The organism is Gluconacetobacter azotocaptans, assembly GCF_014174355.1.
Lineage (GTDB): Bacteria > Pseudomonadota > Alphaproteobacteria > Acetobacterales > Acetobacteraceae > Gluconacetobacter > Gluconacetobacter azotocaptans.
This window is the reverse complement of record NZ_JABEQF010000004.1, coordinates 196,424-221,397: the sequence shown is the minus strand read 5'-3', so window position 1 is coordinate 221,397 and position 24,974 is coordinate 196,424. Positions and strand designations below refer to the sequence as shown.

The following is a 24,974-nucleotide window of genomic DNA, read 5'->3' as shown; positions in this document are numbered from 1 at the left end:
CTACCGCCGTGCGCGGCCGCCCAGTTCGGCCTCGATCGCAGCCTCGAGTTCCTCGGCGGACATGCCGGCGCCGTGGCCGGATTCCTCCTCGGGCGAGACATCCTGAAGACCGAAGATATTCTGCTCGGTCGGGATCAGATCCATGACCTCCTCGTCCGCCGGCTCGGGCTCGGGCGCGCGGGCCAGGGAACGGATGAGGTCGCTGCGGATCTGTTCCAGCCCGATGGTCTGGTCCGCGATCTCACGCAGGGCAACGACAGGGTTCTTGTCGTTGTCGCGATCGACCGTCAGTTCCTCGCCCCGCGACAGGTTACGTGCGCGCTGCGCCGCGAGCAGAACCAGCTCGAATCGGTTGGGAATCCGTTCAACGCAGTCTTCGACGGTAACGCGAGCCATGAGGCCAGCCTCCGGTATAAAGTGTCAGGTAAAAAATCATCTTTACCCACCAGGCCCCGAAAAAGCAAGCATCCGGTCGGTCGCCACAACGGTCAGGACGGCGCCAGGCGATGGATCACCTGGTCGGCCACGCCCGCCACCAGATCGTCGACCGACCGGCCCGAATGCGGGTCGCGCCAGCCGGGCGCCACGTCGCGCACCGGCAGCAGCACGAAGGCGCGCGCCTCTGCCCGGGGGTGCGGCAGAATGGGGTCCGGCGCCGCCCGCACGCAGGCCCCCATCGCCACGATATCAAGGTCCAGCGGGCGTGCCGCATTGGCCACCGTACGCACCCGGCCGGCCCGCGCCTCGATCTGCTGCAACGCCGCCAGCAGGGCTTCGGGCGAGATTGCCCCCGTCGCCCGCACCACACCGTTAATGTAAGGCGGCTGCCCGGACGGCGGGACCGGCGCGCTTTCATACCAGTGGGACACCGCCTCGACAGTGATGCCCGGTATCGCGGCGATCTGTTCCACAGCCCACCGGCAGGTGGCCAGCGGCCCCTCGCCGTCCGGGCCGGGCAGGTTGGCCCCTATCGCAATCAAGATCATTCGTCGCCCAGTCCCCGTGCCATCTGCACGTCACGAATAGCCGCCGTGGTCGTGGCCACGACCGGCTTGTCCCTGTTTTTTCGATTTTTTCCAGCCCAAAACCGCAGACATGGCAACTTCTACCATACCAATTTCACGCCGACCTCTTTATCGTCGGTCTGGAGAGGCGAAACGGATGCGTAACAGAGTTGCCCCGCATCAGGATGTGGGCTTCAGGACGTTTCAGGGATCAGATCGCATGTTTTTTCAACCCAATGAACGCGTATGCCTCTTTATCGACGGTGCAAGCCTGTATTCAGCGTCGCGCCACCTGGGATTCGATGTCGATTATCGCAACCTCCTCGCGTTTTTTCGTGGCAAATGCCATGTGATCCGCGCCTATTACTATTCAGCCATCCTGGAGAGCGAGGAATACTCCCCCCTTAAGCCCCTGACCGACTGGCTGGTCTATAACGGTTATTTCCTGGTGACCAAGACGGCGCGTGAATTCGTTGACCAGAACGGCCGCAGGCGGGTCAAGGGCAGCATGGATATCGAACTGGCGGTGGACATGATGGAGATGGCCTCAAAAATCGACCATGCCGTATTGTTCAGCGGCGACGCGGATTTCCGGCGCCTTCTCGAATCGGTCCAGCGGCAGGGCGTGCGCACGTCGGTCATTTCATCGGTCCGCACCACGCCGCCCCTGATCGGTGACGATCTGCGACGCCAGGCCGATCAGTTCATCGACCTGGCCGACATCGCCCCCCAGTTCACCCGCCGGCAGGCCGAAGCCCGAACGCTCCGTCACCAGCAGACCCCCATCCGCCATCCGGCCGACCAGATGAGCGAACTCGACCACAGCGACTGATTTAAAGGCGGGCCTACCGCTGCGCGGCACTCTCGCTCGGCATACCCACTTTTAAAACAGCCTCTGATGCCGTGGCATCGGCCGCCTGTCGCGAGGCCCGACAGGCGGCCTTTCCGTCCGGCGGCTTTCAGCCTTCCAGTTGCAACGCCCGCGTCGTCCAGTCGTGGACATGGGCGCAGAGTTCCGGTCGATCGGCCAGTGTCCCGCCGAACGAAGGAATCATTTCCTTCAGCTTGGGCTCCCACCGCGGCAATTCGCTGGCGAAGCATTTGCGGATGACCGTCAGCATGATCGGCACGGCGGTGGACGCCCCGGGGGATGCGCCCAGCAGGGCGGCGACCGAACCGTTCGCGCCGGTAATGACCTCGGTGCCGAACTGCAGCACGCCGCCCTTCTGCGCATCTTTCTTGATCACCTGGACGCGCTGGCCGGCAACGATCAGTTCCCAATCCTCGGCCCGTGCGGTCGGCACGAAATCGCGCAGCGCCGTCAGGCGGGCCTGGTTCGACTGCATGACCTGCTGGATCAGATATTTGGTCAGGGCCATGTTGTCGCGGGCCACAGCCAGCATCGCCCCGATATTGTCCATGCCGATCGAACACGGCAGGTCCCACAGCGACCCTTTCTTGAGGAACTTGGTCGAGAACCCGGCATAGGGCCCGAACAGCAGGCCGGGTTTACCGTCGATGACGCGCGTATCCAGATGCGGCACCGACATCGGCGGCGCGCCGACCGAGGCCTTGCCGTAGACCTTGGCGTGATGGTGGGCGGCAACTTCGGGATTCTTGCAGCGCAGGAACTGGCCGCTGACGGGGAATCCGCCGATGCCCTTCGATTCGGGAATGCCCGTTTTCTGCAGCAGCGGCAGCGCCCCGCCGCCCGCACCGATAAAGACGAACCGCGCGCCGACCGACAATTTGGTACCGCCGGCAAGGTCGCGGACGGCCACGTGCCAGCCACCCGATGCGTCGCGGGTCAGGTCCTCGACCTCATGCCCCAGCTTCAGGTCGAATCCGGGCTGCTGCGTCAGGAAATGAACCAGCAGATGCGTCAGTGCGCCGAAATTGACGTCGGTGCCCGAGGCGATCCACGTGGCGGCCAGCGGGGTGCCGGCCGTCCGGCCCTCCATCACCAGCGGCATCCACTGCTTCAACTGCGCCGGATCGGTCGAAAAGCGCATGCCCGCGAAAAGCGGATGGTCCTTCAGCGCCTCATAACGGCGACGAAGGTAGTCGCCATTCTCGGCGCCCCAGACGAAACTCATGTGCGGAATGGGATTGATGAATTCACGCGGCGACGGGATCACTCCCGATTCGACCAGATAGGCCCAGAACTGGCGTGAGATCTGAAAGGCCTCGTTGACGCCCACCGCCTTGGAAATATCAATCGTCCCGTCGGCGCGTTCGGGGGTGTAGTTCAGTTCGCACAGGGCCGCATGGCCGGTGCCGGCATTGTTCCAGGCATTGGAACTCTCCAGCGCCACGTCATCCAGACGCCCGAACAGGCCGATCGACCAGTCCGGCTGCAGCAATTTCAGCAGCGCACCCAGCGTCGCGCTCATTACCCCGCCACCGATCAGGACGACGTCATAGGCAAAATCGGTTCGGGTGGTATTCGAGGTCATGATCTTCTCCGGAATGACATCGGCATGCTTGCGCCTGTCACTGCAATCAGGCCTGCCGGACGTCCGGCGGCGGCTTCGGGGACGGTCCGGGCATAGTCCCGATCTGGCGGGACAAAATTGATGCGGGTCAACCGCTTTTCCTGAAAACGGAATAGTACAGCCATACCCTTGCCAGCCCTGCCTGGTTCGCCGGAACGCCCTATCCTCATGCCATTCGGCCCTGCATTCCGGCGCATCATCTCTCCGCGAGGGAAACGGTTCCCACACCATCGCATGGCTGGCGGAACCCATACGCGGATATCTTTCACAACACCCCAACGATTCAATTTCTTTCTTTCATTATCTATAATTTATTCAACCGTCCTTTCAGACGCGACGCGCCCGCAAACATTCGAGGCACGCATGGCAGGGAACCGATTTTCGCATCGCCAGGTCACCGGCCTCAGGGGATGCTCCCTTCGCGGACCGCGCCGGCTACGTGGCCGCCGACACCGCGCCTGCCCGGGACATGACCGCCGCCAGCATGCCGGACAGGATCCGCGTACGCACCGAATCCGCGCGGCTGGTCAGGACGACGGGCACGCGCGCGCCCAGCACGATGCCCGCGGCCGCGGCCCCGCCCATGAAAATCATCTGCTTGGCCAGCATGTTTCCGGCCTCCAGGTCCGGGACGACCAGGATATCGGCGTGGCCCGCGACCGGCGACTGCACGCCCTTGCAGCGCGCGGCCTCGATACTCAGCGCATTGTCCAGCGCCAGCGGTCCGTCCACCACCGCGCCCGAGATCTGGCCCCGTTCCGCCATCTTCGCCAGAAGAGCGGCATCCAGAGAGGACGGCAGGTCGGGATTGACCGTTTCGATCGCCGACAGGATCGCGACCCGGGGCCGGGCAATACCGATCACATGGGCAAGGTCGATCGCGTTCTGCACGATGTCCCGCCGCGCCGGCAGGTCCGGGGCGATGTTCACCGCCCCGTCCGTCAGCAGCAGCAGGCGCGGCCAGGCCGGCACGTCCAGGACAAAGACGTGGCTCATGCGCCGGTCGGTCCGCAGGCCCGATTCACGATGTCCGATCTCGCGCAGGAACACGCTGGAATGAAGCGATCCCTTCATCAGGATCCCGACCGCGCCGTCGCGCGCCAGGCCCACGCCACGCGATGCGGCCGTCCGTTCGTCCCCGGCCTCGATCAGGCGGCAGCCGGACAGGTCGATCGACGCCGACCGCGCGATATCGCGGATGGTGGCGGCCGGACCGACCAGGACGGGCTGGACGATCCCCTTCTGCCGGAGGCCCACGGCGGCCTCCAGCGCGGGGACGCTGCAGGGGTGAATGACGGCGGCCGCTATGGGCGGCCCTTCGGCGAGAACGGCAAACAATTCATCGAAAGCGGGCGAGGACGGCATCGGGACAACCGGGCTGCAGGTGCGGAATGGACCGTACCGTCATGCCACGTTCCCCCGATGGTCCCTGGCATCATCTTTGTGCGAGGCGCCCGCGCCGGACCGTGCCGGGCAGCAGGCGATACAGCAGCAGCACTGCCATGACGACGGCATACAGCAGCGGTTCGACACGCAGCAATTTGAAGGACAGGATGAAATGCACGGCCGCGCACAGGCCCGCCAGATACACCATGCGATGCACGGCCCGCCAGCGCCGGCCAAGGTGCCGGATGGACCATGCATTCGACGTGGCCGCCAGCACCGACACGATCAGGAACGCCACCATCCCCAGGATGACGAACGGCCGCCGCGTGATGTCGGCCAGCAGCACCGCGCCGTCGAACCCCTGGTCCAGGCCGACATAGACCGTGACGTGAAACAGCGCATACCAGAACGCCAGCAGGCCCAGCGCCCGCCGGTAGCGCAGCAGATTGATGCCGGCCAGTTCGCGCAGCGGCGTCACGCACAGGGACAGGATCAGGAAGCGGATGGCCCACAGGCCCAGCGTGCGCTCGAAGACATTGACCGGGTCCGCGCCCAGCCGGTCCGCCAGCCCCATCGCGAAGGTCGCCGCCGCCGGGACCAGCCCCACGGCGTACAGGACGGCCCGAATCATCCCGGCCGATGGTCGCCATCCCCCCGCCTGCCGGCCCTGCCTGTCCGCTCGTGCCGCCATCGTCAGAAATCGCGACGCAGGTTCATGCCGGCGTACAGGGCCGCCACCTGCTCGCCATAGCCGTTGAACGGCAGGGTCGGCTTGCGCGCCGCGCCGAAGAAGCCGCCGCGCGCGCCGATCGGGCGCTCGCTCGCCTGGCTCCAGCGCGGATGATCGACCTCGGGATTGACGTTGGCATAGAACCCGTACTCGTCCGGGGCGCGCAGATTCCACGAGGTCGCGGGCCGGGTGTCCGTCAGGCGGATGCGGACCACGGATTTGGCGCCCTTGAACCCGTATTTCCACGGCACCACCAGCCGGATCGGCGCGCCGTTCTGGTTCGGCAGCGTCTGGCCATACAGCCCCACCGCCAGGACCGTCAGCGGATGCAAGGCCTCGTCCAGGCGCAGCCCTTCCACATACGGCCACTCCAGCACCGGCAGCACACCCGACTGGCCCGGCATTTCCGATGGGCGGACGACCGATTCGAAAGCCACGTATTTCGCGCTGCCCAAGGGCTCGACCTCCTTCAGCAGCTCGGCCAGCGGGAAGCCGATCCACGGGATGACCATCGACCAGGCCTCGACGCAGCGCATGCGATACAGCCGTTCCTGCAACGGCCGGGCCAGCAGCGCGTCGATGTCGTAGGTGCGGGGATGCGCGACCAGCCCATCGACCCGCACGGTCCACGGATGCGGGTGGAAGCCGCCCGACCGCTCGGCCGGATCGGTCTTCTCCAGCCCGAATTCATAGAAATTATTGTAGTGCGTGACGTCCTGGAACGGGGTCGGCGTCAGGCCCTCGGCGGATTGTCCGCCGGATCGGGCCGTCAGCGGCGCCGCCCGCGCCGGGGCCGATCCCATGAGGCCGGGCGGCACGATCGCCCCGGCCAGCCCGGTGGCCAGCAGGTCACGCCGCGACAGCCAGACCGACCGGGGCGTGATCTCCGATGCCGGGGGACGAGGATATCGAAAGATGCTCATGAACCAGTATCCTCTTACATGCCGTCCGCCACGGCCTACGGGGTGACATCGTCCCCCCGCTCCTGCACTGTGCGCCTGATATACCGAAGACAGGAAGGATCAGCATCATGAGCGATTTATCCCCCCTCGGCTTCGTCGGATTCGGCGCCATGGCCAGCCGGATGGGCCATAATCTGGTCGCCGCCGGTTATCAGATCGCGGCTTTCACCCCGTCCGGCAAGGGCGGCGACGGCAGCGTGCGCTTCCTGCCGACCCCACGCGCCCTGGCCGAGGCATCCGACACCGTAATCGCCTGCGTGCCCGACGACGAGGCCCTGGCCGCATCGATGTATGGGGACGACGGCGCGCTGGCCGGCATGAAGGCGGGCGCGCTGCTGATCAACACCAGTTCGGTCTCGCCCGAGGCCTCGCAGCACCTGGCGGCGGCGGCCCGGGCGCGCGGCATCACCGCGCTGGACGCCCCGGTTTCCGGCAGCACGCCCGAGGCCGAATCCGGCGCCCTGGTCGTACTGGTCGGGGGCGAGGCCGCCGATGTGGCCCGCGCGCAGCCGATCTTCGACGTCATCGGCAAGGCGACGCTCCATGCCGGCCCGTCCGGCAGCGGGTCGAAGCTGAAGCTGATCGTCAACGGCATCATGGGCGCCGGGCTGGCCGCAGTGGCCGAAGGCGTGACCTACGGCCTGGCCGCCGGGCTGGACCGCGACCTGCTGTTCAATGCCCTGGATTCGGTGGCCGTCATCTCGCCGCACCACAAGCGCAAGCTGAAGGCCGCGCATGTCGGCGATTTCAGCCCGCAGTTCCCGACCCGCCTGATGCAGAAGGACATGCGGCTGCTGATGACCGATGCCGCCCGGACCGAGGCGGCGCTGCCGACCATGGCGGCCACCACACAGCTTCTGTCGCTGACGCGCCGGCTGCATCCGGACGAGGATTATTCGTCGCTGTTCGCCGTTATGGAAGCCACCGTCGCCAACGCACCCTGACCGGCTTTCAAACCCGCCCGGTCAGGGCCGCCCACAGGACCGCCAGCCGGTCCCCTACCCCGCGCACCGCGTCACCTTCCGCTCCTGCGTCACGGGCCAGGTCGCGTCGCGCCAGCACCCCCGGCAGGGCCGCGCCACGCGCGGCGCGCGGCAGCGTCACGGTCCGGCCCGCGTGCAGCAGGGCCAGCCCCTCCTGCCGCAGCAGGGTCCGCAGCGGCCCCAGCCGCGCCGGATCGACGCCATTCTGTACCGCGTCGCGCGACAGGCCGGCGGCGTTCAGCGCATCCTCGGGCAACGGGCACCGGCCGCCGCGCAGCACCGCGTCCAGATGGCGCAGCAGCCCGCCCACCCCGAAGGCCGCGCCCCGCGACGCGACGGCGCGCAAGGCGTCTTCATCCTGCAGGCCGGCGGCCTCGGCGATGGCACGCTGCACGCCGCCCGCCCCGTGCCACATCGCCTCGCGCCAGGCATCCCGGTCGGCCAGTCCTTCCAGTTCCGCCTCGCGCGCATCGAGAATGCCCAGCAGGGTCCGCCGGTCCACCCGGCCCTGTGCGATCAGGTCGCGCAGGGGGGCGGAGACTTCGTGGGGGTGGGGGGCGCCCTCGACGATTTCGCGCCACCATTGCAGGCGGATCATCCCGGCCAGCGGCCCGGCGACCGACCGCGACTGGGTTCCCGTCAATGCCCGAACGGATTCGTGATTGAACGCGATCAGGGTGAACGCGTCTTCCCGCAGGGCGGCCGGCAGGAACAACGAACAGAAGAAACGATCCGGATCGGACCGCCGGGCGATGTCACCGCAGACGGACAGGCCGGACGTGCCTGTCCGCTGATCGGTTTCGCTGGTCATGAGGCTGGTCATCGCATCGACATGCCGCGTGCGGGACGAACGCACAAGAACGCGGTCATGCGTCCGTCACTTGACGCCTTTCCCCTGCCCCCATAGCTCTGGACAGGCGGCGGTTTGCGCCCCTGCAATTCCAAGGAGAACGTTCATGGCTTTCGAATTGCCCACCCTTCCGTACCAGACCAACGCGCTGGCGGCGCGCGGCATGTGCCAGGAGACACTGGAGCTGCACCACGGCAAGCACCATCAGGCTTATGTCACCGCGCTGAACGGCTTCGTCGAGTCCAAGCCCGAACTGCAGGGCAAGTCGCTCGAGGAGATCATCCTGGCGGTGAAGGGCGATGCGGCGGCGGCCCCGGTGTTCAACAACGCGGGCCAGCACTGGAACCACATCCTGTTCTGGCAGAACCTGTCGCCCACCGGCGGCGCGATCCCCGACACCCTGGCCGCCAAGCTGGCCGAGGATTTCGGCAGCGTCGACGACTTCAAGGCCGCCTTCAAGACCGCCGCGACGACGCAGTTCGGCTCGGGCTGGGCGTGGCTGGTCCTGGCGTCCGACGGCAAGCTGAAGGTCACCAAGACCGCCAACGGATCGAACCCGCTGGCCGAGGGCCAGGGCACGGTGCTGCTGGGCCTGGATGTGTGGGAACATTCCTACTACCTGGATTTCCGCAACCGTCGCCCGGACTACACCACCAACTATCTGGACAAGCTGGCGAACTACGAGTTCGCCGAGGCGCAGCTCAAGGCCGCCTGAGGTCCGCCTGCGACCGCATGGCCGCACAGGCAACCTGGACGATCGGAAACCCGGCCCTCGCGGCCGGGTTTTTCATATGTCTCAGGCGGGCCCGACGCCCCCCGGAACACGTTCCCGCCCGATGTCGCGCAGGCGCCGGCCGGCCATCAGTTCGTGTTCGATCCGCTCCAGGCTCAGGCCCTTGGTCTCGGGCACGAACAGCAGCACCAGGACGACGAACAGCGCGTTCAGCCCAGCATAGAGCCAGAAGGTCTGCCCCTGCCCCAGCCGGTCCAGCAGCGTCAGGAACGTCGAACCCACGATCATGTTGGCAATCCAGTTCGTGGTGGTGGAGCAGGCCAGGCCGAAATCGCGGCCCTGCAGCGGCTGGATCTCGGAACACAGCACCCATACCAGCGGGCCGGCCGAAAAGGCGAAGCCCGCCACGAAGCACAGCAGCACGCCCACCGCCATCGCCTGCTGCCCCCCCGGATCGGGTCCCATGCGGATCATGGCCCCCAGCAACGCCATGCCGGCACTCATGACCAGCAGGCCGCAGACCAGCATCGGCCGCCGGCCCCAGCGATCAACCAGGCCAATGGCCAGGAACGTCGCCAGCATGTTCACGACGCCGACCGAGGCGGTGCCCCACAGGCGGGCGTGTTCGGCGAACCCGGCCAGGCCGAAGATGCGCGGCGCGTAGTACATCACCACGTTCATGCCGGTGAATTGCTGGATGCATTGCAGCATGATTCCCAGCAGGACCGACCGGCGAAAATTCGGATTGTCGCGAAACAGGGCCCATCCCCGGGTCTGGCCGCGCAACTGGGCGTCGATCTCGGCCAGTTCCCGCGCGACGCCGCCCGCCTGGCCGCGCAGTTCCAGCAGGGCCCGCCGGGCCGCGTCGCGGCGCCCCATCATCATCAGCCACCGTGGACTGGCCGGCAGGAACGCCGCCCCGATCAGGTAGACCACACCGGGAAATGCAACGACGCCCAGCATCCAGCGCCAGGCGTCGAAATAGGAAAACAGGGCGTCCGAGACGAATGCCAGCAGGATGCCGATGGTGATCATCAGTTGATACACCGACACCATGGCCCCCCGGTGCCGCGCATCCGCGATTTCGGAAATATACAATGGCGCGGTGAACGTCGAAATGCCGATCGCCAGCCCCATGACGATCCGCGCCACGATCAGCGTGCCGACCGAACCGGACAGGGCGCAGAACACAGCCCCCGCGACGAACAGCATGGCCCCGATCACCAGCGTCCGCTTCCGTCCCCAGACAAAGGACAGCCGCGCCGCGATCAGAACCCCGGCCGAGGCGCCCAGCATCATCGACGCCACGATCCATTCCTGCTGAAGCTGGGTGGCCTCGAACTCCTGTGCGATCAGGCTCAATGCGCCCGATATCACCCCGATATCCAGCCCGAACATCAATCCGGCCACGGCCGCCAGCCCGGCGACCAGCCGGGCGCGGCCCGTCACCGGCTTGCCCATCCATCCGGCCTCCATTGTCGCGGCATGTCCGTACCCGCCCATCTCACGTTCCCCGTCATGCCCATCTTGGATCAATTATAACGACCCGGACCGGCCGGAGTTCGGATCAGGGCGCGACTTTGGCGGAAAACCGCCATATCGGCGATGCCTCTACACCCATCCGCCGTCGACGATGAAACTCTGGCCAGTGCACATGCGGCTATCGTCGGCCGCCAGGAACAGGGCCATGCGGGCGATGTCCTCGGGTTCCACCCGGCCGGGCAGGCACTGGCCGCGCTCGATCTCGCGCTCGCCTTCCGGCGTCAGCCACAGCTTTTTCTGCCGTTCGGTCATCACCCAGCCGGGCACCAGCGCGTTGACGCGGATCGTATGCGGGCCGAGTTCCCGCGCTAGCGCGTTCACCAGCCCGTGCACCGCCGCCTTTGCCGTGGCATAGACCGGATAGCCGCTGTTCTTCAGCATCCATCCGATGGAACCGAGGCAGACGATGCTCCCGCGCCCCAGTGCCCGCATGTCGCCCGCCACCGCCTGGGCGACGAAGAACTGGGCGCGGATATTGACCGCGGACAGCCGGTCCCACATCGCCGGATCGACCTCGTCCAGCGTGTGACGGGTGTCGTTGGCGGCGTTGTTCAGAAGGATGTCGATCGGCCCATGCGCCGCCCGGGCGGCGTCGACGGCCACTTGCAGTGCCCCGATATCGGTCAGGTCACACGGCACGAACAGCGCCTGCCTGCCCTCGGCGCGCAAATCGTCGGCCAGCATACTGCCCGCCGCATGATCGAGGTCGAGAAACGCGACGTGCGCGCCCTGCCCGGCGAACGCGCGCACCAGCGCCGCACCGATGCCGGTCGCACCCCCCGTTACCAGAACGGAGCGCCCTGACAGGCTGGGATAGCGGGCGAACATCGCCCCATCCCCCGGAGAGTGCGTCACCATTCGGCGAACGACCCGTCACGATGCCGCCAGACCGGATTGCGCCAGCGATGCCCCTCGGCGGCGCGGGCGCGGACATATTCCTCGTTGATCTCGATACCCAGGCCGGGGCCGGAGGGAATGTCCACATGCCCGTCGCGATAGGCGAAGACGTCGGGGTCGACGATATAATCCAGCAGATCGTTGGTCTTGTTGTAGTGGATCCCCAGGCTCTGCTCCTGGATGAAGGCGTTGTAGCAGAGCGCATCGAGTTGCAGGTTCGCCGCCAGCGCGATCGGTCCCAGCGGGCAATGCAGTGCCACCGCCACGTCATAGGCCTCGGCCATCGCGGCGATCTTGCGGGTTTCGGTGATGCCGCCGGAATGCGACGGGTCGGGCTGGATGATGTCCACGCAGCCCTGTTCCAGCACCCGCTTGAAATCCCACCGCGAAAACAGGCGTTCGCCCAGGGCGATGGGGATGGAAGTGTGCTTGGTGATTTCGGGCAGGTCCTCCAGATGCTCGCTCAGGACCGGTTCCTCGATGAACATCAGCTCGAACGGTTCCAGTTCCTTGGCCAGGACCTTGGCCATCGGCTTGTGCACTCGGCCATGGAAATCCACGCCGATGCCTAAATACGGGCCGGCTTCCTCGCGAATTGCGGCAACACGGGCGATCACGTCGTCGATCTTGGCGTGGCTGTCGACATATTGCAGTTCTTCGGTCGCGTTCATCTTGATCGCCGTGAAGCCGCGATCGACCACCGCGCGCACCGCCTGCGCAGTATCGGCCGGCCGGTCGCCCCCGATCCAGGAATAGACGCGGATGCGGTCCCGGCAGCGGCCACCCAGCAGTTCATGGACCGGGACGTTGAACGCCCGCCCCTTGATATCCCACAGGGCCTGGTCGATGCCGGCGATGGCGCTCATGTGCACGGCACCCCCGCGATAGAAGCCGCCGCGATACATGACCGTCCAATGGTCCTCGATCCGGAACGGGTCCTTGCCGATCAGATAATCCGCAAGTTCGGCCACGGCAGCGGCGACCGTGTCCGCGCGCCCTTCCACCACCGGCTCGCCCCAGCCGGAAATCCCCTCGTCGGTTTCGATCTTCAGGAACAGCCACCGCGGCGGCACCTGGAACGTCGTCAGCTTCGTGATCTTCATGACCGTTTCCGTCCTGTTCTTGTTCTTGCAGCCGGCGGCGCTATCGCCCGCGCGGCAGGGCGTCCACGAACCGGCGCGCCGCCACCCCGACTTCGCGCGCCGACCGGCCGGCCCGATACAGCGCCGACCCCAGGCCGAACCCCGCGGCCCCGGCATCGAGGAATGCCTCCATGGTGTCCGGCGTCACCCCGCCTACCGGGATGAAACGGGTGCCGGCGGGAAAGACGCTGCGCCAGGCCGCAAGCGTCGGCGGCCCGAGTTGTTCGGCGGGAAACATCTTCAACGCCGTGGCGCCTGCGGCCAAGGCGGCGAAGCCCTCGGTCGGGGTGGCCACGCCGGGCGTGCAATACAGGCCGAGCGCGCGCGCCGCGCGGATGACCGCGACATCGCCATGCGGCATGACGATCAGCCGGCCACCGGCCTCGGCGACCTGCACCACCATGTCGGGCGACGTCACGGTACCCGCGCCGATCAGGGCGGTCTCGCCGAACCGGTCCTGCAGCAGGCGGATGCTGCGCAGGGGGTGTGGCGAATTCATCGGCACCTCGATGATGCGAAATCCGGCCTCCACCAGCGCGTCGCCGATCTCCAGCACCTCGTCCGGCGTCACGCCGCGCAGGATCGCGATCAGCGGGCAGGCGGCCAGGGCGTCATCGAAACTCGTCATGTCGGTCTTCCTTCCTGGCGCCCCTCGGGTGCCTGGTTCGCCGGGGTCAGGTAGCCGGCCTCGATGGCAATCCGGTACAGCCCCTGCGGGGCGGTGTTGCCCACGGACTGGGGCACCGGGGCGCCCAGGATGTCGAACGCGCGGGCGTACAGGCCGCACAGTCGTTCCTCGCCCACCAGTATCGCCGGCGGGGCGCCCGGCCGGTCGGCCAGGCCCGTCCGGACTTCGTCACCCACCAGCAGGCCGGACAGATAGTCCCGCGTCGCGGCGGCGCCGATCCCGCCGTCCAGGAACAGGGCACGCACGGAAAACAGCAGCGGCGCCACCCCCTGGCGGGACGCCGCGGCAGCCAGGACGCCACGGCGGAAGGCGTCGCGGGCCTCGTCCTCGGTCACGGCGGCGGCCCCGTCGGCGGGCCGGCCCAGGATGCTGTGCCGGGACAGCACGGCGAACAGCTCCCCCGTCATCGCGGTCGCGAACCCCACGATCCGGCCGCCCTGCACGCGCGCCCATTTGGAATGGGTTCCGGGCAGGATCAGCGTCGAATCCGCCGCCAGGTCGGGATGCAGCGCCAGCGCACCCACGATCTGCGTTTCCTCGCCGCGCATGACATCGGGCAGCGGATGCCGCCGCCTGACCCCCGGCACGATGCCCGGAACGCCCGGGGCACCGGCCGCCGCGTCCGGACGGACCAGCGCGCGGGCCAGCGACGCGCCGTCGGCCGGGCAATCAACATACGGGACCTCGCGCCAGCCATTCGCGCTGCCGACCATGCCGCAGGCGATCAGCGGCAGGCCGGCCGCATCCGGCCAGTTGGACAACAGCGCCGCCAGCGCGGCGGGATACCCGCCATCCGGCAGGTTCAGGATGCCCCACGGGGCCTGCGCCTCGTCCAGCACCGCCCCCGACGCCGACAGGCGCCAGGCCCGCAGGGACGACGTGCCCCAGTCTATGCCGATCAGCGCCCCGTTTTCCGAGGACACGGCCTCCTCCGTCTCATGCCGCCGTAACATGGGCGCTCCCTCCCAGTCTGCTCGACAGGTCGCCCGCCGCACGACGCACGATGGGCGCCAGGGTCCGCATCCGTTCGAGCGACAGGTAGGGCGTGGCGCTGGCGACGCTCAGCGCCGCGACGATCCGCCCGCCGCGATCGCGGACCGGGACCGCGACGCAGCGGATCCCGACCTCGTTGTCCTCCAGGTCGAAGACGCAGTCCGACGCGCGATAGTCCCGCATGCGCGCAAGCCAGGCCTGCCAATCGGCATCCCCGGGCACCTCGGGCCGGGCCGCGTCGTACAGATAACGCCATTCGACCTCATCCAGATCCAGCATCAGGGCGCGGCCGATGCCGGTCAGGGCCAGATGCATGCGCTGCCCGACGCGCGAGCGCATCTCCAGCCCCCGCTGGCCGGGGATCTTGTCCAGATACAGAACGTCCCCGCCCGAACGGATGCCCAGATGCACGGTGTCGCGCGTTTCCGCCCCCAGCCGTTCGGTTACCGGCCTGGCCTGTTCGGCCAGCGACATCTCGTCCTGCGCACCGGCCCCCAACGCCGCCAGGCGCGGGCCGAGGCGATAGGTGCCGTCCCCGTCCAGCCGCAACCAGTCCAGGCGGACCAGGCAACTGACGATCCGCTGGGTGGTGCTGCGGGTGCAGCCGGTGGCGCCCGCAATCGCCGCCAGCGTACGATGGCCCCGATCGACCGCGTCGACGACCGCGATCCCGCGTTCCAGCGCCTGCGTTCCGCTTGCGGCGGCAGGCTTTGCGACCCTGGCATCCATGATCCACTCCCCCAAGCCACGATCGGTAAGGGGGATTTCCGGAAAACTCAATATACGGTTCAATGACCCACATTATGGGTTATTTGCGACACCAAGCAGCTTTTCCCCGGTTTTCCGGGCCCTGGAACGCAAGACGCCCGGCCACCATCCTCATCGGGCGGTGGCCGGGCGCCTATCAACTCTGCGGGATCGGTTGGGCGTCAGCCGGCCTTGGCGCCGGTGTCGTTCGCGGGCTTGGCGCTGCTGCTGACGACCGATCCGATCGTCTCGCGCAGGACGGTGACGCGTACGTTCGGCGCGATCTCGACCTCGACCTCATTCGAATCGTCGCGCACTTTCTGGACGACGGCGATGATCCCGCCTGCCGTCAGCACCCGGTCGCCGCGCCGCAGGGCCGAAAGCTGCGCGCGAAGCTGCTTCTGCTTCTGCTGCTGCGGCCGGATCAGGATGAAATAGAAGATAACGAACATCGCCACATAGGGCAGGATCGTCATCAGCCCGCCGGCGCTCAGAAATCCCCCCTCGCCTCCGGCGGTCTGGGCGTAGGCCGGTGTAATCAGGAAGTCCGAAAGAAGGGTCATGTCGTGCGGTTCCGGGGGTCATTATTGGGTTGCGGGCCGTGGATGTGGACCATAGTTTTCGCCTGTTTCCCGTCAAGGCGTCGGTTCGCTTTCGCGTCGCCCGCCGCGCTCCGGGCCCATGACACCGCCTTGGAACAGGACCGACGATGGATTCCGACCTGCTGCCCGCTCTCGACCGGATCGCCGCCGCGCTGGAACGGCTGTCTCCTCCCCCGCCCACGCTGAAGGGCCTCGACGAAGCGGACGCTTTCGTCTGGCATCCCTCCCTGGGCCGCCTGACCCCGGTCGAGCATGTCGCGCATGTCGATATCGACCTGTTGCAGGGCGTGGCCATGCAGCGTGGGCTGGTCCTGGACAACACGCTGCATTTCGCGCGCGGCCTCCCGGCCAACAACGCCATGCTGTGGGGCGCGCGCGGGATGGGCAAATCATCGCTGGTCAAGGCGGCCCATGCGCGCGCCAATCTGGTCGACGGCCGGCCGGCGGCGCCGGGCCAGGGCCGCCTGGTCCTGATCGAGATCCAGCGCGAGGACCTGGCCACGCTGCCCGACCTGCTGGCGCTGCTGCGCACCAGCCCGCGCCGTTTCATCGTCTTCTGCGACGACCTGTCCTTCGAAAGCGAAGACGCGGACTACAAGGCGCTGAAATCCGTCCTGGACGGCGGTATTTCCGGCCGACCGGACAATGTCCTGTTCTACGCAACATCCAATCGCCGGCACCTGATGCCGCGCGACATGATCGACAACGAACGCTCGACCGCCATCAACCCGTCCGAGGCGGTGGAGGAGAAGGTCTCGCTCTCGGACCGGTTCGGGCTGTGGGTCGGCTTCCATAACTGCCCCCAGGACGTGTTCCTGGACATGGCCCGGGCCTATGCCCACGCGCGTCGCCTGCGGATCGATGATGCCGAGCTGACGCAGCGCGCCAATGCCTGGTCCGTCACGCGCGGCGGCCGGTCGGGCCGCGTCGCCTTCCAGTTCATCGAAAACCTGACGGCCGAACTGTCGCCACAGGCATGATCGGGGCTGGCGATTGACACGGATCAAGGCCGGCCGGGGCCTTGTCCGTCCAGGCTGGGCAGTGCCCCTCCACCCCGACACGCCCTGCAATAATATGAAAAAATTGCGCACCCGGCAGGGATCGAACTTTAATGGAATGCGCTGTCGACACGATCCCTGCGCCTGTGGTCTGCTGGCCTGCGCCCCAGGGGGACATGATGGCTGCGAAGGCCTGAATACATAGAGAGACGATGAATCAGATCTTATCGACGGACAGTATGCCTCCTCCCCGACTGGGCCCCGAGGGGGACCTCCGGCGGATCCGTTCCAATCCCGATTTCTGGTATCCCGTGGCCTGGTCGCGCGAACTGAAACCCGGCAAGACCATCGGCGTGCGTTATGCCGGACAGCCGATCGCGCTGATCCGTCCGAAGGAAGGCGACGTTTTCGCCCTGGAGGACCGCTGCGCCCATCGCCAGGTTCCCCTCAGCAAGGGGCAGGTGACCGGGCAGTCGGTTCAGTGCTGCTACCATGGCTGGGCCTATGGCCGGTCGGGTCGCTGCATCGACGTGCCCTACCTGGGCAAGGGCAAGCTGCCCAACGGCGTGCGCACCTATCCCTGCCGCGAGCAGGACGGGCTGATCTTCGTCTTCCCCGGCGACGCCGCGAAGGCCGAGACCGTCCCCCTGCCCCACCTGTCCCAGGTCGCGAATCCGGCCTACAAGACGCGGCGGTTCGGCCGGCACGTCAAATGCCATTACAGCTTCATGCATGAGAACCTGATGGATATGAACCATCAGTTCATGCACATGAAGCAGATGGGCCAGATGAAGCCGCGCTTCCTGGGGCAGGACAGCGGCCCCGGCATGATCGAGGCGCGCTATACTTTCGCGCGCACCGGCGGCAAGCAGCCGATCGGCGAGGCCCTGGTGTTCGGGCAGAAGCGCGACAACAGCGCGAAATACGCCCATCGCGACGTCATGACGATTCGCACCGAATACCCCTACCAGACCCTGAAGATCCAGTCCGAGGGCGAGGATCCGGTCATGGATCTGTGGATCGCCTATGTGCCCCAGGATGCCGAGGAACTGACGAACCGGGTGTTCGGCCTGCTGTCGATCAAGCGCCCGAAGATCCCCGGCCTGCTGGATGCCGCGTGGCCGTTCCTGGTCGCGTTCACCGAACGGATTTTCCGCGAGGACCGCGAGATCGTGGAACTGGAGCAGGCGGCGTGGAACGAACTGGGTGGCGACCACAACCAGGAGGTCTTCCCGGTGATCCAGAATCTGCGCGCATTGCTGGCGCGCTGCGGCATCCCGGCCGGGGCCGAATCCTGACCCCCGCCTTGCCGCCCGCATGACGATGGACATGCAAACCGGGGGGGCCGCCCCCGCGCTGGAGGCCGGCCCCTATCGGCTGCGGGCGTTGCTGCCGTCGGACGCAGGCGCGATGCATCGCCTGGTCAATGACTGGAGTGTCATCCGCATGCTCAGCCGGGTGCCATTTCCCTATCCGCGCGGCCTGACGGACGAATGGATCGCCTCGACCCAGGATCTGTCACGCCGGGGGGCGGCCTATCATTTCGCCATCACCCATCCCGAATCGGACGAGCCCGATTCGCTGATCGGCTGCATCGGGGTACAGATCGATCCCGCGACCCGCTCCGGCACGGTCGGATACTGGATCGGGCGCCCGTACTGGAATCGCAAGGTCGCCACCATCACGGTGGGCCGGATCGCACGATGGGCGCTGGCCAACCTGCCGGTCGAGCGGATGGCGGCGGCGGTCGCCCATGACAACCCCGCCTCGATCGCCGTCCTGCGCCGCATCGGTTTTCGCGAATCCGGGACCGGGCGGCAGGAATTCGTCTCGCGTGGCGGCGAGCATCCGGTGCTGCTGTTCGAGGCGACCCGCGCCGACCTGTCGGTGGACGGCCCGGCGGCTTCCCCCAAGGACACCCCGGCAGGACAGAAGAAAATCGTCCTGGTCGCGGCGGTGGCTCTGATCGATTCCGATGGCCGCGTCCTGCTGGCCCGACGGCCGGAAGGCAAGCCGATGGCCGGGCTGTGGGAATTCCCAGGCGGCAAGGTCGAGCCCGGCGAAACGCCCGAGGCCGCGCTGATCCGCGAACTGGACGAGGAACTGGGGCTGGACGTGGCACGGTCGTGCCTCGCGCCCTATAGTTTCGTGTCTCACGATTACGGGCATTTTCACCTGCTGATGCCCGTGTATGTCTGCCGGCGCTGGAAGAACGTGCCGCGTCCGCGCGAGGGGCAGGCCCTGGCCTGGGTCCGGGCCGAGGCCCTGTCGGACTATCCGATGCCCGAGGCCGACCTGCCCCTGATCCCGCTGCTGCGCGACCTGATCTGATCCTTACAGGATAAGCGACCGGGTCAGGGGAAAGACCGCCTGCCGTTGTCCGGGAATGCTGCTGCCGAACGAGAACAGCCCGCCGGTCAGCGGCTCGGCCTGAAGCTGTTCCGGCGACAGGCCGCTGCGCGCCGTCGTGACGAAGACGGTGCGGTAGTCCGGCCCGCCGAACGCGACCTTGGTGACGTTGCGTGCCGGCAGCGGAATCGGGTCGACCGGCGTTCCGTCCGGGGACAGGCGCTCGATCCGTCCGCCGCCCCATACGCCGATCCACAGGAAGCCGGCGCTGTCGACCGCGATTCCATCCGGATAGCCATCGTCCAGGGTCGCGAAGACGCGGCGATTGGACAGCATCCCGCCATCCCCCACGTCGAAGGCGTAGACGACCTGCGCGGGCGAATGATTGTGGTACAAAACCCGTCCATCGGGCGAAAGCGCCGGCCCGTTGCTGACGATATAGCCTTCGTCCTCGCGATGGATGTGCAGGCTGCCGCCCGCCTGCGTCACGGAATACAGCGATCCTGTCGGCTCGGTTTCGGCATCGTGCATCGTGCCGAACCACAGGCGGCCGGCGGCATCGACATGACCGTCGTTGATCCGGTTTCCCGGCAATTCGGGTTCGACCAGCGTATCGAGGCTGAACCGGCCGCTGGCGGGATCGAAGCGATGCAGCCCGTCCTTCAGCCCGCACAGGAACGTGCCGTCGTTCGACGGCACCAGGAAACCGGGCCGGTCGGGCGCGTCCCAACTGGTGGTCTCGCCGCTTTCGGGGCGGTAGCGATGGATCGCGCGGCCCACGATATCGACGAAATACAGGGCCTGCTCGGTTTCGGCCCAGACCGGCCCCTCGCCCAGCGTGGCGCGCAGATCCCACACGCAGCGCGGCGCGCCGCAGATCGGTCCCTTCAACATCTTGGTCCTCCTCTCTGGCCCGGACGGCCCTTCGGGGTCATAGTGCGATCATACCGCAAAGGTGGAATCCGTTCATGAATCCCACAGCCTGCATCCTGGTGATCGGCAACGAAATCCTCTCGGGCCGCACGCAGGATATGAACGTACAGTATATCGCCCGTCGCCTGGCGGAGATCGGCATTTCCCTGATGGAGGTCCGGGTCATCCCCGATATCCGCGAAACCATCGTCACCACGGTATGCGACGTCCGGGCGCGGTTCGACCATGTCTTCACCACCGGCGGCATCGGGCCGACCCACGACGATATTACCGCGCCCTGCATCGCCGAGGCGTTCGGCGTGCCCTGGACGATCCATTCCGAGTCGTTTCGCCTGCTGGAAGCCCATTTCCCGCCTGGCGAATTCAACGCCGCCCGACAGCGCATGGCAACGCTGCCCGAAGGTGCCATCCCGATCCGCAACCCGGTGTCGGTCGCGCCTGGCTTCAGCATGGGCAATGTCCATGTGATGGCCGGCGTGCCACGCATCATGCGCGCGATGTTCGAGGAAGTGTCCCCCGGCCTGACGCATGGTACGCCCGTCACATCCATCAGCTGGTACGCGCTGGGCCTGTATGAAGGCACGCTGGCCGCCGGCCTGTCGGACGTTCAGTCGTGCCATGGGCAGGTCGATATCGGGTCCTACCCGTTCCATCGTCCCGATGGGCGGCGCGGCGTGGCCCTGGTAAGCAAGGGGGTGGACGCCCGCGCCGTGCACCAGGCCGCCAGTGCGGTCCGTGATCTGATCGCAACCTTGGGCTTCGCACCGGTCGAGGGCGAACCGCCGCCCTGAGTGGGGGCGGAGCGAGATCGGGCCTTGCCCGAACCACCAGGGCCTTCGGCGGGTTTCAGGTCAGCCCGTCACGCCCCATGGCCAGGAACTTCTCGCGACGCTGGGCGACCAGAACCGCGGGTTCGCGTGCCAGCAGGGGGGGAAGGTCCGCCGCGATCGCATCGCCCACCGCCCGGATCGCCGCCGCCGGGTCGCGCTGCGCTCCGCCCAGCGGTTCGGGGATGATGCGGTCGATCAGGCCGAGTTGCAGCAGGTCCTGGGCCGTCAGCTTCAGCGCATCGGCGGCGCTCGTCGCCTGCTTCGGGTCGCGCCACAGGATCGAGGCGCAGGCCTCGGGCGAGATGACCGAATAGATCGCATGTTCCAGCATCATGACCCGGTCGCCGGCCCCCAGCGCCACCGCGCCGCCCGAACCGCCCTCGCCGATTACGGTGGCGATCACCGGAACGGGCGCGGACAGGCAGACGTCGATCGAACGCGCGATGGCTTCGGCCTGTCCGCGGGCCTCGGCGTCGATGCCGGGCCATGCGCCCGACGTGTCGATGAAGGTCAGGATCGGCATGCCGAAGCGGACCGCCAGCTTCATCAGGCGCTGGGCCTTGCGATAGCCCTCGGGCCGGGCCATGCCGAAATTATGCTGCAGGCGGGTTTCCAGGTCCGCGCCGCGCTCGGTCCCGATCACGACGACCGGCTGGTCGCCGAACCGGCCGATGCCGCCGATCACGGCCTTGTCCTCGGCGAACAGGCGGTCGCCGGCCAGCGGCGTGAAATCGTTCACCAGCGTGTGGATGTAATCCACCGCATGCGGACGCTGGGCATGACGGGCGACCTGCACCTTCTGCCACGGGGTCAGCTTGGCGTAGGCCGCGCGAAGCTGCTTGTCCGATTTCTCGGTCAGCTTGGCGATTTCCTCGGCGATGTTGATTCCGTCCGGCCCGGACATCTTGCGAAGCTCGTCGATCTTGTTCTCAAGCTCGGCGACCGACTTTTCGAAATCTAGAAACTGGCGCATGCGGTGCGGATAGCACAGCCACGTTTCCTGCCAAGCACATTCCGCAGCAAAACCGCCCGCACGCGCATGTTTTGCCGGCCAATCACGTCGATTTCGTTCCGGCCGTGGCCTGGGCCAGCGGATGATGCGCCTCCAGCGCCTGGCGCAACCGTTCGGCCAGCACATGGGTATAGATCTGGGTCGTCGCGATGTCCGCATGGCCCAGCAGAACCTGCAGCGCCCGCAGATCGGCGCCCCGGGCCAGCATGTGCGTCGCGAAGGAATGGCGCAGCACGTGGGGCGACAGCCGCTCGGGGTCCAGCCCGGCCCGCAGCCCGACATCGTGCAGAATCCGGTCGAATCCCTGGCGGGTCAGCGGCCGGCGGGGGTCGCGGCCGGGAAACAGGTACGGACTGCCCTGTGCCCGGTCGTGGGCCACCAGCGCCTCGGCCGCCGTGCGGGCGGCGGCGGACAGCGGCACGACTCGTTCCCGCCCACCCTTGCCGCGCACCAGCAGCATCTGTGCCGCCCCCACCAGGCTGCGACGCGGCAAGGCCAGCAATTCGGAAATACGCAGGCCGGAGGCATAGAGCATCTCCAGCGCCGCGCGGGCGACCAGCCATCGCCGGGCCCCGGGCGCCTCGGAATCCGCCCCCGGCGCGCAGGCCGCCAGCAGGGAATCGACCTCCGACTCGGACAGGAAGCGCGGCAGGGGGGCGGCAAGGCGGGGGGCGTCCAGCAGATCGGCCGGATTGTCGGGCCGCACCCCTTCGCGCGCCAGGAACAGATGGAACTGTTTCAGGCACGACAGGCGCCGGGCCTGGGTTCTGGGTGACAGGCCCGCACGGGCCAGGGCCGCCATATAGTCCCGAAGCAGATCGGCATCGGCGTCATGGAGGCCCCGCCCGCCCTGGCGGGCATGGGCGGCGAAATCGTCCAGGTCGCGCGCATAGGCCTTCAGCGTGTTCGGCGCGGCGCCCCGTTCGGCGGCCAGCATTTCCAGAAACGCCTCGGCGTGCGCGCCGCTCACGGATGGGCGAAACGGTCCGACGGAACATCCTTGTGGACCTGCTGGACCGGGGCGGGCGGCGGAAACGCGCCCATGGAGACGAATCCCCCTGCCAGCACAAGGACGACGACGCCCACAAGAACCAACAAGATGCGCTGCATGACGACCCCTAATTACGCGAAAAGCTGCATCCCTCAGCGGCTGGAACCACCCGTTCACGAACCGACATGGCTTGCCGCCTTCGCTGTATGTTAGGTTGGCGATCATGTCACGCCCGATCGACCCGCCTGCCCCCCGTTCGCCTGCCGCCCTCCCCCTCGACGGCAGGGACGATCCGTTCTTCCCGTTCGACCTGGAGGCGGTGGAACCCGCCGACCGGCATCGCAGCATGGGGCCGACGGGGCACAGCATCGTGCTGGTGGGCCTGATGGGGGCGGGCAAGACGACGATCGGCCGCAGGGTCGCGTCGCGACTGGGCCTGCCCTTCGTCGACGCGGACGTCGAGATCGAACGCGCGGCCGGATGTTCCATCGCCGACCTGTTCGCCAATTATGGCGAGGCCGAGTTCCGCAAGGGCGAACGACGGGTCATCCGGCGGATCCTCGACGGCCGTCCGCTGGTCCTGGCGACCGGCGGCGGCGCGTTCATGGACCCCGCGACCCGCGCCGTCATTCGCGAGCACGCGACGTCGGTATGGCTGCGCTGCCCCCTGCCCGTCCTGGTCCGCCGCGTCCAGGGACGCACCCATCGCCCGCTGCTGAACCAGGGCGACCCGCGCGAGATTCTCGCCGGACTCATGGAAATACGGCATCCGGTCTATGCCGAGGCCGACCTCATCGTGGATTGTGGAGACGAGAACGTGGACCAAAGTGCGGGCAACGTCATCAGCGCCCTGACCCTGGCGCAGCAACCCCGAATCGTCCCGGTCAGGCTGGAGCGCTGGCAGTACGACGTCACCATCGGCGCGGACCTGATCCGGCATGCCGGCGTGCTTCTTACCCCCGTCCTGCGGCAGAAGCGGGTGGTGATCGTGACCGACGACACCGTGGCCAAGCTGCACCTGCCCCGCCTGCTGGAGGGGCTGGCCGAGGCCGGGATTCGTGCCGACACGATCATCGTCCCCCCCGGCGAGGGATCGAAGACGATCGCGGAATACGAACGCGTGACCAACACCCTGCTGGAACTGGCGGTGGAGCGCGGAACCACGGTCATCGCCCTGGGCGGCGGCGTGGTGGGCGATCTGGCCGGCTTCGCCGCGGCGACCACCCTGCGCGGCCTGCCGTTCGTGCAGATCCCGACCACCCTTCTGTCACAGGTCGATTCGTCCGTGGGTGGCAAGACGGGCATCAACACCCCGTTCGGCAAGAATTTGCTGGGCGCCTTCCACCAGCCTGTCGCCGTACTGGCCGACACGTCGGCCCTGGCGACCCTGCCGTTGCGCGAGGTCCGGGCGGGCTATGCCGAAATCGTTAAGGCCGGCCTGATCGGCGACGCCGCCCTGTTCGAATGGTGCGAGGCCAACGGCCAGACGGTTCTGGATGGCGAGCCCGACGCCCAGGCCGAGGCCGTCAGCCTGGCCTGCGCCTTCAAGGCGCAGGTCGTCGGCGACGACGAACGCGAGGAAAAGAAGTCCGACGGGCGCGCCCTTCTGAATCTGGGCCATACCTTCGGCCACGCGCTGGAAGCCGAGCTGGGCTACGACGGGCGCCTGCTGCATGGCGAGGCGGTGTCGATCGGCCTGCGCCTGGCCTTCCTGACCTCGGTTCGCATGGGCTTCTGCGCCCAGACCGACCTCGACCGGGTCACCAGCCATCTGGACCGGCTGGGCATGCCTGCCCGGATATCCGACCTTGGACATGTCTTTTCGGCCGAAACGCTGATCGGACACATGCAACGGGACAAGAAGATGCGCGACGGCCGGCTGTCCTTCGTCCTGGCGCGCGGGATCGGGCAGGCCTTCACCTGCCGCGACGTCCCGGACGACCTCGTCCGCGAGGTTCTGATCACGGAATCGTGTGTTTCCTGACGACTCCCTGTGTCGGTGGGGACACATGTGTCCCCATTACTTCAGGCCACGTGACGCCGTCGCAATATTCGCCCCTTCGCCCGTCCCGGCCCCACGGTATCGGAGACGAAACGGACCTTCTGC

General features: G+C 67.3%; 26 protein-coding genes. 8 read left to right on the top strand and 18 right to left on the bottom strand.

Features of this window, described 5'->3' with window-relative positions:
• A complete protein-coding gene (rpoZ, locus tag HLH34_RS06895) occupies positions 1–396 on the bottom strand; it encodes a DNA-directed RNA polymerase subunit omega (RefSeq protein WP_183118862.1) in 396 nt (131 codons plus the stop codon).
• A 92-nt stretch (positions 397–488) separates the two neighbouring features.
• A complete protein-coding gene (folK, locus tag HLH34_RS06890; protein ID WP_183118861.1) occupies positions 489–986 on the bottom strand; it encodes a 2-amino-4-hydroxy-6-hydroxymethyldihydropteridine diphosphokinase in 498 nt (165 codons plus the stop codon).
• A 238-nt stretch (positions 987–1,224) separates the two neighbouring features.
• Between folK and HLH34_RS06885 the strand changes: the two genes are divergently transcribed.
• Positions 1,225–1,836, top strand: a complete 612-nt coding sequence (locus HLH34_RS06885) for a LabA-like NYN domain-containing protein (protein WP_183118860.1) — start codon at positions 1,225–1,227, stop codon at positions 1,834–1,836.
• 127 nt (positions 1,837–1,963) lie between these two features.
• On the opposite strand, the gene HLH34_RS06880 is transcribed toward HLH34_RS06885, so the two are convergent.
• The 4 genes from HLH34_RS06880 to msrP form a co-directional block, all read right to left on the bottom strand.
• Complete coding sequence (locus HLH34_RS06880) at positions 1,964–3,460, bottom strand: malate:quinone oxidoreductase (RefSeq protein ID WP_183118859.1); 1,497 nt, start codon at positions 3,458–3,460, stop codon at positions 1,964–1,966.
• A 474-nt stretch (positions 3,461–3,934) separates the two neighbouring features.
• A complete protein-coding gene (locus tag HLH34_RS06875; protein WP_183118858.1) occupies positions 3,935–4,864 on the bottom strand; it encodes a bifunctional enoyl-CoA hydratase/phosphate acetyltransferase in 930 nt (309 codons plus the stop codon).
• Positions 4,865–4,934: 70 nt separating this feature from the next.
• Positions 4,935–5,516 (bottom strand): protein-methionine-sulfoxide reductase heme-binding subunit MsrQ, encoded by a 582-nt coding sequence (gene msrQ / locus HLH34_RS06870; protein WP_244959719.1) that lies wholly within the window; start codon positions 5,514–5,516, stop codon positions 4,935–4,937.
• Positions 5,517–5,578: 62 nt separating this feature from the next.
• Positions 5,579–6,538: a protein-methionine-sulfoxide reductase catalytic subunit MsrP gene (msrP, locus tag HLH34_RS06865; protein WP_183118856.1), complete on the bottom strand. Its 960-nt coding sequence runs from the start codon at positions 6,536–6,538 to the stop codon at positions 5,579–5,581.
• A 107-nt stretch (positions 6,539–6,645) separates the two neighbouring features.
• On the opposite strand from msrP, the gene HLH34_RS06860 reads away from it, so the two are divergent.
• Complete coding sequence (locus tag HLH34_RS06860) at positions 6,646–7,521, top strand: NAD(P)-dependent oxidoreductase (protein WP_183118855.1); 876 nt, start codon at positions 6,646–6,648, stop codon at positions 7,519–7,521.
• A 7-nt stretch (positions 7,522–7,528) separates the two neighbouring features.
• Here HLH34_RS06860 and HLH34_RS06855 read toward each other — a convergent pair whose 3' ends face one another.
• Positions 7,529–8,371 (bottom strand): phytoene/squalene synthase family protein, encoded by an 843-nt coding sequence (locus tag HLH34_RS06855; RefSeq protein ID WP_183118854.1) that lies wholly within the window; start codon positions 8,369–8,371, stop codon positions 7,529–7,531.
• A 145-nt stretch (positions 8,372–8,516) separates the two neighbouring features.
• On the opposite strand from HLH34_RS06855, the gene HLH34_RS06850 reads away from it, so the two are divergent.
• Positions 8,517–9,125, top strand: a complete 609-nt coding sequence (locus HLH34_RS06850) for a superoxide dismutase (RefSeq protein WP_183118853.1) — start codon at positions 8,517–8,519, stop codon at positions 9,123–9,125.
• A gap of 81 nt (positions 9,126–9,206) precedes the next feature.
• Here HLH34_RS06850 and HLH34_RS06845 read toward each other — a convergent pair whose 3' ends face one another.
• The 7 genes from HLH34_RS06845 to yajC all read right to left on the bottom strand — a co-directional run bounded on the left by HLH34_RS06845 (position 9,207) and on the right by yajC (position 15,715).
• Positions 9,207–10,646 (bottom strand): sugar porter family MFS transporter, encoded by a 1,440-nt coding sequence (locus HLH34_RS06845; protein WP_183118852.1) that lies wholly within the window; start codon positions 10,644–10,646, stop codon positions 9,207–9,209.
• A gap of 108 nt (positions 10,647–10,754) precedes the next feature.
• A complete protein-coding gene (locus HLH34_RS06840) occupies positions 10,755–11,513 on the bottom strand; it encodes an SDR family NAD(P)-dependent oxidoreductase (protein WP_244959717.1) in 759 nt (252 codons plus the stop codon).
• 23 nt (positions 11,514–11,536) lie between these two features.
• Complete coding sequence (gene dgoD, locus HLH34_RS06835) at positions 11,537–12,685, bottom strand: galactonate dehydratase (RefSeq protein ID WP_183118850.1); 1,149 nt, start codon at positions 12,683–12,685, stop codon at positions 11,537–11,539.
• 40 nt (positions 12,686–12,725) lie between these two features.
• Positions 12,726–13,352, bottom strand: coding sequence for a 2-dehydro-3-deoxy-6-phosphogalactonate aldolase (locus HLH34_RS06830; protein WP_183118849.1), 627 nt, complete (start codon positions 13,350–13,352; stop codon positions 12,726–12,728).
• A complete protein-coding gene (locus HLH34_RS06825; RefSeq protein ID WP_183118848.1) occupies positions 13,349–14,365 on the bottom strand; it encodes a 2-dehydro-3-deoxygalactonokinase in 1,017 nt (338 codons plus the stop codon). The genes HLH34_RS06830 and HLH34_RS06825 overlap by 4 nt, the downstream gene beginning before the upstream one ends.
• The gene (locus HLH34_RS06820; protein WP_183118847.1) at positions 14,349–15,134 is read right to left on the bottom strand and encodes an IclR family transcriptional regulator; all 786 of its coding nucleotides are present in this window, start codon (positions 15,132–15,134) and stop codon (positions 14,349–14,351) included. The genes HLH34_RS06825 and HLH34_RS06820 overlap by 17 nt, the downstream gene beginning before the upstream one ends.
• A 200-nt stretch (positions 15,135–15,334) precedes the next feature.
• Positions 15,335–15,715 carry a preprotein translocase subunit YajC gene (yajC, locus tag HLH34_RS06815; RefSeq protein WP_183118846.1) on the bottom strand — a complete coding sequence of 127 codons (381 nt, stop codon included), beginning with the start codon at positions 15,713–15,715 and terminating at the stop codon, positions 15,335–15,337.
• A gap of 146 nt (positions 15,716–15,861) precedes the next feature.
• On the opposite strand from yajC, the gene HLH34_RS06810 reads away from it, so the two are divergent.
• From HLH34_RS06810 to mutT, 3 genes are all read left to right on the top strand, one after another.
• Positions 15,862–16,734: an ATP-binding protein gene (locus HLH34_RS06810; RefSeq protein WP_183118845.1), complete on the top strand. Its 873-nt coding sequence runs from the start codon at positions 15,862–15,864 to the stop codon at positions 16,732–16,734.
• 230 nt (positions 16,735–16,964) lie between these two features.
• Positions 16,965–18,050, top strand: a complete 1,086-nt coding sequence (locus tag HLH34_RS06805; RefSeq protein ID WP_183118844.1) for an aromatic ring-hydroxylating oxygenase subunit alpha — start codon at positions 16,965–16,967, stop codon at positions 18,048–18,050.
• A 31-nt stretch (positions 18,051–18,081) separates the two neighbouring features.
• On the top strand, positions 18,082–19,083 hold the full coding sequence (gene mutT, locus HLH34_RS06800; protein ID WP_244959716.1) for an 8-oxo-dGTP diphosphatase MutT: 1,002 nt from the start codon (positions 18,082–18,084) through the stop codon (positions 19,081–19,083).
• A gap of 3 nt (positions 19,084–19,086) precedes the next feature.
• On the opposite strand, the gene HLH34_RS06795 is transcribed toward mutT, so the two are convergent.
• Complete coding sequence (locus HLH34_RS06795) at positions 19,087–19,995, bottom strand: SMP-30/gluconolactonase/LRE family protein (RefSeq protein ID WP_183118842.1); 909 nt, start codon at positions 19,993–19,995, stop codon at positions 19,087–19,089.
• Positions 19,996–20,069: 74 nt separating this feature from the next.
• Here HLH34_RS06795 and HLH34_RS06790 point away from each other — a divergent pair, with 74 nt between their 5' ends.
• Positions 20,070–20,825, top strand: coding sequence for a competence/damage-inducible protein A (locus HLH34_RS06790; protein WP_183118841.1), 756 nt, complete (start codon positions 20,070–20,072; stop codon positions 20,823–20,825).
• 55 nt (positions 20,826–20,880) lie between these two features.
• On the opposite strand, the gene HLH34_RS06785 is transcribed toward HLH34_RS06790, so the two are convergent.
• The 3 genes from HLH34_RS06785 to HLH34_RS06775 all read right to left on the bottom strand — a co-directional run bounded on the left by HLH34_RS06785 (position 20,881) and on the right by HLH34_RS06775 (position 22,986).
• Positions 20,881–21,837 (bottom strand): acetyl-CoA carboxylase carboxyltransferase subunit alpha, encoded by a 957-nt coding sequence (locus tag HLH34_RS06785; protein ID WP_183118840.1) that lies wholly within the window; start codon positions 21,835–21,837, stop codon positions 20,881–20,883.
• Positions 21,838–21,919: 82 nt separating this feature from the next.
• Positions 21,920–22,846, bottom strand: a complete 927-nt coding sequence (locus HLH34_RS06780) for a tyrosine recombinase (protein ID WP_183118839.1) — start codon at positions 22,844–22,846, stop codon at positions 21,920–21,922.
• Positions 22,843–22,986: a hypothetical protein gene (locus HLH34_RS06775; protein ID WP_183118838.1), complete on the bottom strand. Its 144-nt coding sequence runs from the start codon at positions 22,984–22,986 to the stop codon at positions 22,843–22,845. The genes HLH34_RS06780 and HLH34_RS06775 overlap by 4 nt, the downstream gene beginning before the upstream one ends.
• A 104-nt stretch (positions 22,987–23,090) precedes the next feature.
• Here HLH34_RS06775 and aroB point away from each other — a divergent pair, with 104 nt between their 5' ends.
• Positions 23,091–24,851, top strand: coding sequence for a 3-dehydroquinate synthase (aroB, locus tag HLH34_RS06770; RefSeq protein ID WP_183118837.1), 1,761 nt, complete (start codon positions 23,091–23,093; stop codon positions 24,849–24,851).
• Positions 24,852–24,974: the final 123 nt, after the last annotated feature.